The organism is Sphingobium sp. YR768 (genome assembly GCF_900111125.1).
Lineage (GTDB): Bacteria > Pseudomonadota > Alphaproteobacteria > Sphingomonadales > Sphingomonadaceae > Sphingobium.
Map to the genome: position 1 here is coordinate 99,126 of NZ_FOGE01000009.1, position 12,420 is coordinate 111,545.

Annotated in this window: 13 protein-coding genes; 4 read left to right on the top strand and 9 right to left on the bottom strand. The window is 64.3% G+C overall.

Annotation, left to right across the window (positions count from 1 at the left end):
* Window positions 1-110: 110 nt before the first annotated feature.
* Entirely contained in the window at window positions 111-647 is a 537-nt protein-coding gene (locus tag BMX92_RS12385; RefSeq protein WP_093017008.1) for a gluconokinase, read from the top strand.
* Window positions 648-871: 224 nt separating this feature from the next.
* Here BMX92_RS12385 and aspS read toward each other — a convergent pair whose 3' ends face one another.
* Entirely contained in the window at window positions 872-2,656 is a 1,785-nt protein-coding gene (aspS, locus tag BMX92_RS12390) for an aspartate--tRNA ligase (protein WP_093016866.1), read from the bottom strand.
* 128 nt (window positions 2,657-2,784) lie between these two features.
* On the opposite strand from aspS, the gene rnd reads away from it, so the two are divergent.
* The 3 genes from rnd to BMX92_RS12405 all read left to right on the top strand — a co-directional run bounded on the left by rnd (window position 2,785) and on the right by BMX92_RS12405 (window position 4,774).
* Entirely contained in the window at window positions 2,785-3,951 is a 1,167-nt protein-coding gene (gene rnd, locus BMX92_RS12395) for a ribonuclease D (RefSeq protein ID WP_093017010.1), read from the top strand.
* An 11-nt stretch (window positions 3,952-3,962) separates the two neighbouring features.
* Window positions 3,963-4,265 carry an I78 family peptidase inhibitor gene (locus BMX92_RS12400; RefSeq protein WP_177185025.1) on the top strand — a complete coding sequence of 101 codons (303 nt, stop codon included), beginning with the start codon at window positions 3,963-3,965 and terminating at the stop codon, window positions 4,263-4,265.
* A 125-nt stretch (window positions 4,266-4,390) separates the two neighbouring features.
* Window positions 4,391-4,774: a DUF4440 domain-containing protein gene (locus BMX92_RS12405; RefSeq protein WP_093017014.1), complete on the top strand. Its 384-nt coding sequence runs from the start codon at window positions 4,391-4,393 to the stop codon at window positions 4,772-4,774.
* Here the strand turns inward: BMX92_RS12405 and BMX92_RS12410 are convergent.
* The 8 genes from BMX92_RS12410 to BMX92_RS12440 form a co-directional block, all read right to left on the bottom strand.
* Window positions 4,756-6,630: a diguanylate cyclase gene (locus BMX92_RS12410; protein ID WP_177185026.1), complete on the bottom strand. Its 1,875-nt coding sequence runs from the start codon at window positions 6,628-6,630 to the stop codon at window positions 4,756-4,758. The two genes, BMX92_RS12405 and BMX92_RS12410, sit on opposite strands and share 19 nt — an antisense overlap.
* An 86-nt stretch (window positions 6,631-6,716) precedes the next feature.
* The gene (locus BMX92_RS12415) at window positions 6,717-7,586 is read right to left on the bottom strand and encodes a class I SAM-dependent methyltransferase (protein ID WP_093016868.1); all 870 of its coding nucleotides are present in this window, start codon (window positions 7,584-7,586) and stop codon (window positions 6,717-6,719) included.
* Window positions 7,587-7,590: 4 nt separating this feature from the next.
* The gene (gene thrC / locus BMX92_RS12420; protein WP_093016870.1) at window positions 7,591-8,991 is read right to left on the bottom strand and encodes a threonine synthase; all 1,401 of its coding nucleotides are present in this window, start codon (window positions 8,989-8,991) and stop codon (window positions 7,591-7,593) included.
* Between the two features lie 44 nt (window positions 8,992-9,035).
* On the bottom strand, window positions 9,036-9,683 hold the full coding sequence (locus tag BMX92_RS12425; protein ID WP_093016872.1) for an SURF1 family protein: 648 nt from the start codon (window positions 9,681-9,683) through the stop codon (window positions 9,036-9,038).
* Between the two features lie 200 nt (window positions 9,684-9,883).
* Window positions 9,884-10,714, bottom strand: coding sequence for a cytochrome c oxidase subunit 3 (locus BMX92_RS12430; protein ID WP_093016874.1), 831 nt, complete (start codon window positions 10,712-10,714; stop codon window positions 9,884-9,886).
* 35 nt (window positions 10,715-10,749) lie between these two features.
* Window positions 10,750-11,325 (bottom strand): cytochrome c oxidase assembly protein, encoded by a 576-nt coding sequence (locus BMX92_RS12435; protein WP_093016876.1) that lies wholly within the window; start codon window positions 11,323-11,325, stop codon window positions 10,750-10,752.
* Window positions 11,325-11,462: a hypothetical protein gene (locus BMX92_RS27345; RefSeq protein ID WP_177185027.1), complete on the bottom strand. Its 138-nt coding sequence runs from the start codon at window positions 11,460-11,462 to the stop codon at window positions 11,325-11,327. Before BMX92_RS27345 ends, BMX92_RS12435 begins: the two co-directional genes overlap by 1 nt.
* Window positions 11,459-12,370: a heme o synthase gene (locus BMX92_RS12440; RefSeq protein WP_093016878.1), complete on the bottom strand. Its 912-nt coding sequence runs from the start codon at window positions 12,368-12,370 to the stop codon at window positions 11,459-11,461. Before BMX92_RS12440 ends, BMX92_RS27345 begins: the two co-directional genes overlap by 4 nt.
* Window positions 12,371-12,420 lie beyond the last annotated feature (50 nt).

A 12,420-nucleotide genomic window follows, 5' to 3' on the forward strand; every position in this document is an offset into this window, starting at 1 on the left:
AGCGGGCGCGGATTGGCACTTGCGACAAAGGTCGTAGTTTTCCTGAGGTGTGGCGCGGCCTTATAGCAGTGGAACCGATCCCCACTATCCCAGCGCATAAGGACGCCCGCTTGCCGATTTCCGCCGATCCTGCCCCTGGCTCCCACCGTGCTGTCATCGTTATGGGGGTGAGTGGCTGTGGCAAGTCGACGTTGGGGGCGCTGGTGGCGCTGGCGCTGCATTGCCCCTTTCTGGAAGGCGACAGCTATCATTCGGCGGCGGCGGTGGAGAAGATGCGCGGCGGAGAGGCGCTGACCGATGCGGATCGCTGGCCCTGGCTCGACCGGCTGGGCGCGGCGATCGCCGACACGGTTGCGGCGCAGAGCGTGGCGGTCGCCGCCTGCTCGGCATTGAAGCGCGTCTATCGCGACCGGCTGCGCGCGGCGATCGGCGTGCCGGTGCATTTCATCCTGCTCGACAATGACCGCGACGCCCTGCTGACGCGAGTGGGCAACCGGCCGGGCCATTATATGCCCGCCAGCCTGCTCGACAGCCAGCTCGCCACGCTGGAGCCGCCGCTGCCCGAAGAAGGGGCGATGATCCTGACGACCGACATGCCGCCGGAAGCGCTGCGCGACCGGGTGCTGGACTGGCTGGGATGTCGTTGAAAGCCCCAGTGCTGCCTTTGCCGTTCGACCGAGCCCACTTCAGTCATCCGCCGACAGCGCGCAAATCACGTCATCTGCTTGCGATCCGCATCAAAAATAATCTGCCACATATGATCCCCCCATCATATCGCACACCGATCCACACGGCCTGGGCCCGCAACTGACGTGAAAAAGGGCGCAGGACACCAGTTCCCACGCCCTTCTCATCATTTCGTCGGAACGGATCAGCCCTTCGTCTGCGGCTCGACGACGCGGACATGGAGTTCGCGCAGCTGCTTGAATTCGGCGGCGCTCGGCGCGCCCATCAGCAGGTCTTCGGCGCGCTGGTTCATCGGGAAGAGCGTGATTTCACGCAGATTCTGCGCGCCGCACAGCAGCATCACGATACGGTCGACACCGGCAGCCATGCCGCCATGCGGCGGGGCGCCATATTGGAAGGCGCGATAGAGGCCGCCGAAACGCTCCTCGACATCCTGCTGCGACAGGCCGACCAGTTCGAACGCCTTGACCATCAGTTCGGGCGACTGGTTACGGATAGACCCCGATGCGATCTCAAAGCCGTTGCAGACCATGTCATACTGGTAGGCGTTGATCGTCAGCGGGTCCTGATTGTTCAGCGCATCCAGACCACCCTGCGGCATGGAGAAGGGATTGTGGGCGAAGTCGATCGACTTCGAATCCTCATCATATTCGTAGAAGGGGAAGTCCACGATCCAGCAGAGTTCGAAACGGTTCTTGTCGATCAGGTCGAGTTGCTCGCCCACGCGGATACGGGCGAGGCCTGCGAGCTTGGCGGCCTGCGATTCCTTGCCGGCGGCGAAGAAGACGCCGTCATTGGGACCAAGGCCGAGCGCTTCGATGAGCTTCGCGGTCGCTTCCTCGCCATGGTTCTTGGCGATGGGGCCGCCGGGCACGCCATCCTTGATGTTGATATAGCCAAGGCCCGAATAGCCTTCGCCGCGTGCCCAGACATTCATCTCATCGAAGAATTTGCGGCTGCCAGCGCCAGCGCCCGGCGCGGGGATGGCGCGGATGCGTGCGCCGCCTTCGACCAGCGAAGCGAAGATGCCGAAGCCCGAGCCGACGAAATGATCGGTCACGTCCTGAATCAGGATGGGGTTGCGCAGGTCGGGCTTGTCGCTGCCGTACTTCAGCAGCGCTTCGGCATGCGGGATGCGCGGGAAGCTGCCGGCCGGGGTCACGGGCTTGCCCTCGGCAAACGCTTCGAACACCTGAGCGATTACCGGCTCCATCGTGTTCCAGACATCTTCCTGCGTGACGAAGCTCATTTCCAGGTCAAGCTGGTAGAATTCACCGGGCAGACGGTCGGCACGCGGGTCTTCATCGCGGAAGCAGGGCGCGATCTGGAAATAGCGGTCGAAACCTGCGACCATCAGCAACTGCTTATATTGCTGGGGCGCCTGCGGCAGGGCGTAGAATTTGCCGGGATGGATGCGCGAGGGAACGAGGAAGTCGCGCGCACCCTCCGGCGAAGATGCCGTCAGGATCGGCGTCGAATATTCGGTGAAGCCCACGCCTTCCATGCGGCGGCGCATGTCGGAGATGATCTTGGTGCGCTTGACGATGTTGGCGTGCAGCGTTTCGCGACGCAGATCGAGGAAGCGATAGCGCAAGCGAATATCTTCGGGATAATCCTGCTCGCCCGCGACCGGCAGCGGCAGTTCGGCGGCGGCCGACAGGATCGTCACGCTGTCGGCCACGACTTCGATTTCGCCGGTGGCCATGCGGGGGTTGATCGCTTCGGCAGCGCGCGCGACGACGGCGCCCTCGATCGTCACGACCGATTCAAGGCGCAGACTTTCCAGCGCACGGAGCGGATCGCTGTCCGCCTTCGCCACGATCTGGGTGATGCCATAATGATCGCGCAAATCGACGAAGAGAACGCCGCCATGATCGCGCTTGCGATGCACCCAGCCCGATACGCGGACCTGATTGCCGACTTCGGCTGTCGTCAGGGCGCCGCAGGTGTGAGTGCGATAGGCGTGCATGGCGTTTTGTATCTTTCAGATTCGTTTTACGGAAATGACAAACTGTTGCAGCGTCGCTATGCCCGGTCTTGTCAAGCATTGACGAGCCCGTGAGCGACGGGCCAGCCCATAATAAGATCGAAGACCATATGCAAATTCATCCGCTGATTACCGACAGCAAGACCCTTGCCGATTTCTGCGCCCGCATTGCGAAATCCCCGTACATCGCCGTCGACACCGAATTCATGCGGGAAAACAGCTATTGGCCCGAACTGTGTCTGGTGCAGGTTGCCGACCCGAACGAAGCCGCGGCGATCGACCCGAAGGCGCAGGGGCTGGACATGACGCCGCTGCTGGACCTGCTGGTCAATAATGAGGATGTGCTCAAGGTCTTCCATGCTGGTGGGCAGGATATCGAGATCGTCCACAACCTGACCGGCAAGACGCCGCATCCGATGTTCGACACGCAGATTGCGGCCATGGCGCTGGGGCTGGGCGAGCAGATCGGCTATGGCAATCTGGTCGATGCGTGGATGGGCGTGCAACTGGACAAGGGCGCGCGCTTTACCGACTGGGCGCGGCGGCCGCTGGACAAGCGCCAGATCGACTATGCGATCGGCGACGTCACCTATCTGATCCAGATTTTCCCCAAGATGCTGGAAGAGTTGCGCAAGACCGGGCGTGGCGACTGGCTGGATCAGGAAATGGAGCGGATCAGCGATCCCAGCCATTATGAAAATGATCCCTCGCAGGCATGGCAGCGCGTGCGCATCGCCAGCAAGAAGTCCGACGTGCTGGGACGGCTGAAGGCGCTGGCGGCATGGCGCGAGATCGAGGCGCAGGACAAGAATCTGCCGCGCGGGCGCATCGTGAAGGATGAGACGCTGGCCGATATCGCCAGCCATCCGCCGCGCACGCAGGAAGATCTGGGCAAGGTGCGCGGGTTGAGCGCGACATGGCGCAGCAATGATATCGGCGCGCGGCTGATGAACGCGCTGGCCAAGCACCAGCCGCTGGGCAAGGACGAGATGCCCGAGCGCGATCCCAAGCGGCCGGGGCTGGGCAAGGACGGCGCGCTGGTCGCGGATTTGCTGAAGCTGTTGCTCAAGATTCGCTCGCGCGACATCAATGTCGCGGCGCGGCTGATCGCGCGGACGGATGATATCGACGCGCTGGCGGCGGGCGTGCGTGAGGGCCTGTCGATCCTGGAAGGCTGGCGTTATGAACAATTTGGCCGGGACGCGGTTGATCTGGTCGAAGGCCGGATGGCCTTTGCGGTCAAGAATGGCCGGTTGAAGATGACGCGCACGGAGTAAGGAGAGGCAAGATGCGGATGGCCTTTGTGGGATTGATGGCGCTGCCGCTCGCCGCCTGTGCGGGTGCCAGTGGTCAGGGGCCGGAGACGCCGCCCGCCGCATCCGCGGAGGGGCCTTGCCGCAATGACGGGCTGGAGCGGTTCGTCGGGCAGAAGGCAAGCGCCGAACTGGGCGCGGACCTGCTCAAGGCATCTGGCGCGAAGACGCTGCGCTGGGGCGGGCCGGGCATGGCGATGACGATGGATTTCCGTCCCGATCGGCTGACCGTCAGCTATGATGAAGCGATGGTGGTTACGTCTGCGCGGTGCGGGTAAAAGCAACATGTTCCTGCGAAGGCAAGAACCCAGTCCCGCCGTCTGAACTAGGCTGAGGGCGAGCCGCTTGTCTCGCCTCAGTGCTTTCGCAGGAGCACGTTTCCTATGATCTCGAAAGTCTGTTCATGACCGCTGCCGCCGATCTGGCCATTCGCATGGCACGCGCCACGTTCAACCGGGCGCTGGAGGAGGCTAACCTGAATGCGATCGGGCCGCTGCTGGCCATGCATGTCGTGATGGTGACGGGCACGGACAGCGCCGTGATCAGCGGGCGCAAGGCGCAACTGATGGCGTGGAAGCGGGAATTCGCGGCGCGGGAGCGGATGATCTACACGCGCACGCCAGACAGCATCGTCATGTCCCCCACCGAACCGATCGCGATGGAACATGGTCGCTGGCAGGGCGCCGTCGATGGCGTGGTGCAGGCGTCGGGCGACTATAGCGCGAAGTGGCGCGATATCGGCGGCGACTGGGTGATCGAGGCGGAAATCTACCTGACGCTTGCCTGAGCCGGGGCCGGAACGAGCGTCGTTTCGCCGTCATCGGCAACGGGCGTGTCGAGGATGATGCGATTGCGGCCGCCCCGCTTGGCGCGATAGAGCGCAGCGTCGGCGGCCTGCAACAGGGTCGATCCGTCGCGGGCCATGGGTTCCGCCCAGGTGGCGATGCCGAAGGACATGCTGGTCGATCCCAGCGCGCGCCCACCCTGTTTCAGCACGATTTCGCTAATGCTCTTGCGCAGCAGTTCGACCCGCGCCGACAGCGCCTGCGCGGTGGTGCCCGGCGCGATGATGGTGAATTCCTCCCCGCCATAGCGGCAGACGATGTCGCCGTCGCGGAAGCGGCTGCGCATTTCGCTGGCCACCGACTGGAGCACGCTGTCCCCTGCATCATGGCCGAATTCGTCATTGAACCGCTTAAAATGGTCGACGTCGCACATGACCAGGCTGAGCGGGATGCCGGACCGGCGCGAGCGGGCGATCTCGATCGCCAGCGCCTCTTCCATATAGCGACGGTTGAACAGGCCGGTCAGCGGATCGCGGATCGTCTGTTCGCGCAGGCCACGCTGGAGGCTATGGTTGACCAGCGCGGAGCTGATATTTTCCGCCATCACGGTCAGGCGGAAGCGATGTTCTTCGCCGACCACACCCTGAAGATAGAGGGTGCCGATCACCTCGCCACCGGCCAGCAAAGGCTCGCAATGATAGATGGCGTCGGCATCGACATGGGCGCAAACGATGTCGCCACCCGGTTCGGCGACGAAGTGGCTCTGTCCGCGCCGCAAGGCCCAGCACTGGTCTGGCGCGAAGCCATCTGCTCGCGGGGTATAGCCGCCCCATCCCGCAATCGGGATCAGCAGGTTGCGGCTGTTATTATGGGCATAAAGGCCGCCGGGGATGCCGGGGAGCACGCGCGGCACGAACACGCCGATGACCTGAGCCAGTTCCTCGTCTGTGCGGGCGGCCTGCATGCGGTGGGCCATGCCGCCCAGCAATTCGATCACCTCGCCCCGTTCCCGCAGCGTATCGCTATTCTGCATCAGTTCGGTATGGGCGGCCTTGAGTTCCCGCTCACTGCGTCCCTGATCGGCGATGGCGGTCTGTAGCTGATCGGCCATGGCGTTATAGCCGTCGGCAAGTTCTTCAAATTCGCGCGATCCCATCGGTTCGGTGACGCGCACCTCCCGCTCCCCCTGCCCCAGCGCCGTCATCGCCTGACGGATCAGGCCAGCAGGCCGACGGATGCCCCAGATGAAGAGCAGGGAGATGGAGAGGATCAGCAATGCGAGCAGCGGGCCACCGACCAGCGCCAGCTTGCGGACCCAGGCGAGGCGATGGTCCGCCGCCTCGATCCGGCTGGTGCGCAGCGCCCGTTCCTCGATCAGGAAACTGTCGATCCGCAGCGATACCATGGCCATCAGGTCGCGGCCGCCGCCGCTGGCGATCACGGCCCGTGCCTGATCGAAATCGCCCCGCCGGGCCAGATCGATCGTGCCCCGAAGCATGGCGATGCGCCGTTCGACCAGCGTGCCGATTTCGCGCGCGCGCGCATTCTGGGCGGGATTGTCGGCCGTGAGGGTGACGACCTGGCCAACGGCGCGACGGGTATCGCCGATGCGCGAATCGACAGAGTCGGCAAAACTGGCGTTGCGGGTCAGGACGAAACCGCGCTGGCCCGATTCGGCTTCGCGCAGAGCGGCGAAGGCGTCGTCCATCGTCTCGATCACCTGCGCCGAATGCGTGACCCAGCGGAAGCTGTCCCGCGTCTGCATCGACGCATCGACCAGCATCCAGATGAGCGCCAGCAGGGCCAGCATGACCAGCAGGCCGAAAGTGGCGATCCTGGCGGTGAGAGACGAGAACATGGGCGGCCCTGATTGTGAGGCGCAACAATATCAGTCACGTCACCATGGATAAAGCATCATGCGACGCGGTTCGCCGCATCGCAGCATCAGCGGCGCCAGCGCGCCCAGATGGCGGTGGGCAGCGCGATGCCGCGTGCCTCCTCCCGTACGACCAGCTCGCCCGCATCGACCGTCCCGGGCAGGTCGGCAAAGGCCTGACGCAGCAATTCGCCGATCGCCAGAGCCGACATGCGCACGGCATAGACGGTCAGGAACAGGAAGCGGCTGTCGGCGTCCAGCAGCGCGCGGCAATTGGCGATCAGACCGGGGAGATCCTCCTCCAGACGCCAGACTTCACCATCCGGGCCACGGCCATATTTGGGCGGATCGAGCAATATGCCGTCATAGCGGCGGTTGCGGCGCACTTCGCGGGCGACGAACTTGGCGGCGTCCTCCACGATCCAGCGGACAGGCTTGTCCTCCATGCCCGAAAGCGCGGCATTGGCGCGGGCCTGCGCCACCGACTTCTTCGACGCATCGACATGCACCATGCGCGCGCCGCCGGCCGACAGGGCCAGCGTGCCGACGCCGGTATAGCCGAACAGGTTCATCACCTCTGCGTCCGGCTTGTCGGCATAGCTGGCGCGCAGTTCGTCCCAGATCGGCGCCATGTCGGGAAAGAAGCCGAGATGGCGGAAGGGGGTGCAACTCGACTGGAAGGTCACTTCCTTCCAGTGCAGCGGCCAGCCTTCGGCCGGGACCGGCTTGTCATAATACCAGCGGCCGCCGCCATCCTCGTCCGAACCGGGGATGAATTCGCCGTCGGCCTTCCAGTCGGTCGTCGCGGGCTTCCACATCGCCTGCGGTTCGGGACGGATGAAGCGGAAGCGGCCATAGCGTTCCAGCTTTCGCCCGTCGCCCGAATCAAGCAGGCCGTAATCCGACCAGGGTTCGCCGATGAGGGTCTTGAGTTCCAAAGGGCTAGCCGCGCGGGGTCGCGCGTTCGGCGACATAGGCGGTCACCGCCTCGAACGTGCCGGGCAGCTTGGCATAGCTTTCCTCCCGCGAGAACAGATCGCCCACGCGCGAAGGCAGCGGCGGACGGGTGCCGGTGGCGCGCTCGACCGCGTCGGGGAATTTGGCGGCATGGGCGGTCGCCAGCGTGACGACGGGGATGGAGGCATCCACGCCAGCGGTGCGGGCAGCGGCCAGACCGATCGCGCTGTGCGGATCGATGATCTGACCGGCCGCGTCATAGGCCCAGCGCATCGCCATGGTCATGCCATCGGCATCGACGCGCGAGGAGGAGAAGAGGCGCGCTGCCCCTTCCCGCTGAGCATTGGTCAGGCGCATCGCCTTGCTGGCTTCGAAGCCGCGCATCTGTTCGGCGAGCGCCAGACCGTCGCGGCCGCCGGCAGCGAACAGCAGCCGTTCGAAGTTGGAGCTGACCTGAATGTCCATGCTAGGGGTGGCGGTCGCCACGACCTGACCCTGGCTATAGTCGCCTTCGGCCAGCGCGCGGTGCAGGATGTCGTTGACGTTGGTCGCGACGATCAGCTTGGCGACCGGCAGGCCCATCTGCGCGGCGACATAGCCCGCAAACACGTCGCCGAAATTGCCGGTCGGGACCGAGAAGGCGACTTCGCGATGCGGCGCGCCCAGACGCACGGCGGCGTAGAAATAATAGACGACCTGCGCCATCAGCCGCGCCCAGTTGATGCTGTTCACGGCGGACAGGTTGAAGCGGCTCTTGAAATCGGCGTCATTGAACATCGCCTTCACCAGCGCCTGCGCATCGTCAAAGCTGCCGTCGATGGCGATGTTGTAGACGTTGGGCGCCAGCACCGTGGTCATCTGGCGGCGCTGCACGTCGGACACGCGGCCTTCGGGGTGGAGCATGAAGATATCGATCTTCGCCCGGCCCGCGACCGCATCGATCGCGGCGGAGCCGGTATCGCCCGAAGTGGCGCCCACGATGGTCAGATGATCGTCACGGCGCGAGAGGAAGCGTTCGAACAACTGGCCGAGAAGCTGGAGCGCGACATCCTTGAACGCCAGTGTCGGGCCGTGGAACAGTTCCAGCACCCAATGTTGATGATCGAGCTGCACCAGCGGGGTCACGGCCTGATGGCTGAACCGACCATAAGCGGCGGTGCAGAGTTCGCGCAGTTCCTCTTCGGTCAGCGAACCGGCGACGAAGGGGCTCATCACCCGGACGGCGGTTTCGACATAGGAGAGGCCGGCAAGACCGCTGATCTGGTCGGGCGTGAAGGCCGGCCAGCTCGTCGGCAGATACAGGCCGCCATCGGACGCCAGCCCGGCCAGCGTCACATCCTCAAAACCGAGCGCGGGCGCGCTCCCCCTGGTGCTCTGATATTGCATAATGGGAAAGCGCGGTAGCGATCCACGCGCGCCGGAGCAAGCGTTTAGGCGGGTTTGGCCGCGTTCCGCCAGCGCAGGGCCAGAATATAGATGATGATGGCGATTCCGGCGAACAGGAACCATTGCACGGCATAGGCCAGATGATTGTTGGGCAGATCGTCCGCGACTGGTGGCGCGACGGGTTTGAGACCGGCAGGCGCGGTGCGGGCGATCAGCATCGGGCGGAGCGGTGGCGCCTTCCCATCGATGCGGGTGAACAGGGCGCGATGGTCCGGCTCCTGACTGATCCAGCCTTCCACCCGCCCCCCGGTCCAGTCAGGCTTGTCATCCGGTTTCTGGCCGACGCCGATCGCCACCAGCACGCCCGGCCCCTCCGCCCCGGTCGCGCAATGGGCGATATGGCGATAGCCGGTCGATCCATCGGCGGCGCGGCCCGCCTCCACCTGCCATTCGACGACGTTCAGGCAATGGACCGAGGACGGGCGAAAGAGGATCGCCGGGTCGACGGGCGGCAGCTTCGGGAAGGCGACGGCAGGCCGGGTGGGATTGGCGGTGGCGAGGGCCAGCGCCTGCGCCTTTTCCGCGCGGCGCTGCAACTGCCAGATGCCTAGGCCGATCATGGTCAGTACCGCCAGCGCGACGAGGATCGTCGGGATCAGGGGAATGCGGGCTTTGGCGGGCTGATCGGTCATGGCCGGTCCTTGAGACTGGATAGAATATCGTCATTGCGAGCGTAGCGAAGCAATCCACCGCAGCGACAATGGATTGCTTCGCTACGCTCGCAATGACGGAGAAAGGCAAATCCGTCTTCGTGATATCCCCATGCGCGACAAAAGAAAACGGCCGGAGTTTTCGCCCCGGCCGCTCCGAACATCATGCGAGGGTCAATGGCTCAGCCGCCATGGACCGGGGCGCCCCAGCCGCCCCAGACATAGATGGCGACGAAGAGGAACAGCCACACCACATCGACGAAATGCCAGTACCAGGCAGCCGCTTCGAAGCCGAAATGCTGGCGCGGGGTGAAGTGCCCCTTATAGGCGCGGACGAGGTTGACGATCAGGAAGATGGTGCCGACGATGACGTGGAAGCCGTGGAAGCCGGTCGCCATGTAGAAGGCCGAGCTATAGGGGCTGCCGCCGAATGCGAAGGGTGCATGGGCATATTCATAGGCCTGGATGCACGAGAAGATCGCGCCCAGAATGATGGTGCACCACAATCCCTTGATCAGGCCATCGCGGTCGCCATGGATCAGCGCATGATGCGCCCAGGTGACGGTGGTGCCCGAACAGAGCAGGATCAGCGTGTTGAGCAAGGGCAGCTCAAACGCGTTCATCACCTCTATGCCCTTGGATGGGAACATACCCTCGATAGGCGCGAGCGCGCTGGGGAAGAGGGAGAAGTCGAAAAAGGCCCAGAACCAGCCGACGAAGAACATCACTTCGGACGCGATGAACAGGATCATGCCGTAGCGCAGGTGCAATTGCACCACCGGCGTATGATCGCCGGCATGGGCTTCGGTGATGACATTGCCCCACCAACTGAAGAAGGTGAACAGCACGCCGCCCAGCCCGATCAGGAAAACCGCGCCGCCACCGGCGGGCATCGCGTCGGGATGCATCCACATGATCGCGCCGAACGCCATGACCAGTGCGGACATGGAGCCGAACAGCGGCCAGATGCTGGGCGGAAGGATGTGATAATCGTGATTCTTTGCGCCTGCCATGACCGCTTTTCCCTGCTCCTGTTCTTCTCTTTTCCTTAGCTTGCCTTCTTGCCCTGCTCAACAGGATAGAAGGTATAGCTCAGCGTAATCTGTTGCGTGTCCCTGTTGTCGGGATCATCGAGGATTTTCGGGTCGATATAATAGAGGACGGGCATCCGCACCTCTTCCCCCGGTTGCAGCGTCTGCTGGGTAAAGCAGAAACACTGGATCTTCGTGAAATAGCCACCCGCCTGCGTCGGGGTGACGTTGAAGCTGGCCGTGCCGGTGACCGGGCGATCCGACATATTCTTCGCGATGAAGATCGCCATGTCCTTCGCCCCCACCGTCACCGTGTCGGTCGGATGTTCGGGGTAGAATTTCCACGGCATGCCCGGCTGGACATTGGAATCGAAGCGAATCGACATGGTGCGGCCGATGACGGCGCGCGCGGCCTTGTCATCGGCGGCGCGGCTGGTGGTGCCGCCAAAGCCGGTCTGTTCGCAGAAGATGCGGTAGAGCGGGACCGACGCGAAGCCGAGGCCCAGCATGGACAGGCCCACCACCGCCGTCGCCACCAGCGTCCGGCGATTGCGCCGGTCACGGTCGAAGGGCGAAGGCGGGATAGAGGCCATCAGATCGCGTGGCTCGCGCCGATCTTGGCCAAAGTGATGGCGAAGAACAGGATGGCGAGAAAGCCCAGCAGCAGGCCGGTGACGATCGAGCGCGACTTTTGCCGGGCGCGAATCTGGTCCTGATCCTCCGGCTTCATGCCAGCAGCCAGCGGTCGACGACCACTGCCCCGAACAAGAGGAAGAGATAGAGGATCGAATATTTGAACAGGCGCCGTTCCGGCTTCATGCGAGCGGGGTCGGTTTCCCGGCTGCGATAGACCTGGAAGGCGAGCGCCACGAAGACCGCTGTGCCGGCGAGCGCCACGCTGCCATAGACGATGCCGGTCAGGCGCAGCAGCACCGGGGCCAGCGCGGCGGCGGCCATGATCGCGGTGTAGAACCAGATCTGGCGACGGGTCGCGCGTTCACCGGCGACCACCGGCAGCATCGGGATGCCGGCGGCGGCATAATCGGGGCGCACGAACAGGGCGAGCGCCCAGAAATGCGGCGGCGTCCAGAAGAAGGTGAGCATGAACAGGGCGACCGGCAGCGCGCCGACATCGCCCGTCACCGCCGCCCAGCCGATGATCGGCGGGAAGGCGCCGGCCGCGCCGCCGATGACGATATTCTGCGCCGTCCGGGGCTTCAGCCAGATAGTGTAGATGAAGACGTAGAAGAGGATCGAGACGAGCAGCACGCCCGCCGCGAACCAGTTGGTCGCGACCCCCATCAGGATCACCGAGAAGAAGGACAGGCCGACGCCGAAATGCAGCGCCGCCTGCCGGTCCATGCGCCCGGCGGGCAGCGGACGGTTGGCGGTGCGCTTCATCTTCGCGTCGATATCGGCTTCCCACCACTGGTTGAGCGTGGCGGCGGCCCCGGCGCCCAGCGCGATGCACAGGATAGCGGTGAAGGCGAGGACGGGATGGATATGGCCCGGCGCGGCGAGCAGGCCGCACAGGCCGGTGAACACGACCAAAGTCATGACGCGCGGCTTGGTCAGCGCGACGAAATCGCGCCAATGGGCGGGCATGAGCGTGGCGGCGGGGTAGGTCAACATGGTCATTGCGAGGCGGCCTATACGCTGCTTCTGCCCCAAGAGGAAGAAGCAGCCTG

Excerpts from the sequence above, each read along its gene's own strand:
- aspS (WP_093016866.1), bottom strand. The coding sequence starts at position 2,656 with ATGCACGCCTATCGCACTCACACCTGCGGCGCCCTGACGACAGCCGAA.
- rnd (WP_093017010.1), top strand. The coding sequence starts at position 2,785 with ATGCAAATTCATCCGCTGATTACCGACAGCAAGACCCTTGCCGATTTC.
- BMX92_RS12400 (WP_177185025.1), top strand. The coding sequence starts at position 3,963 with ATGCGGATGGCCTTTGTGGGATTGATGGCGCTGCCGCTCGCCGCCTGT.
- BMX92_RS12405 (WP_093017014.1), top strand. The coding sequence starts at position 4,391 with ATGACCGCTGCCGCCGATCTGGCCATTCGCATGGCACGCGCCACGTTC.
- BMX92_RS12410 (WP_177185026.1), bottom strand. The coding sequence starts at position 6,630 with ATGTTCTCGTCTCTCACCGCCAGGATCGCCACTTTCGGCCTGCTGGTC.
- thrC (WP_093016870.1), bottom strand. The coding sequence starts at position 8,991 with ATGCAATATCAGAGCACCAGGGGGAGCGCGCCCGCGCTCGGTTTTGAG.
- BMX92_RS12425 (WP_093016872.1), bottom strand. The coding sequence starts at position 9,683 with ATGACCGATCAGCCCGCCAAAGCCCGCATTCCCCTGATCCCGACGATC.
- BMX92_RS12430 (WP_093016874.1), bottom strand. The coding sequence starts at position 10,714 with ATGGCAGGCGCAAAGAATCACGATTATCACATCCTTCCGCCCAGCATC.
- BMX92_RS12435 (WP_093016876.1), bottom strand. The coding sequence starts at position 11,325 with ATGGCCTCTATCCCGCCTTCGCCCTTCGACCGTGACCGGCGCAATCGC.
- BMX92_RS27345 (WP_177185027.1), bottom strand. The coding sequence starts at position 11,462 with ATGAAGCCGGAGGATCAGGACCAGATTCGCGCCCGGCAAAAGTCGCGC.
- BMX92_RS12440 (WP_093016878.1), bottom strand. The coding sequence starts at position 12,370 with ATGACCATGTTGACCTACCCCGCCGCCACGCTCATGCCCGCCCATTGG.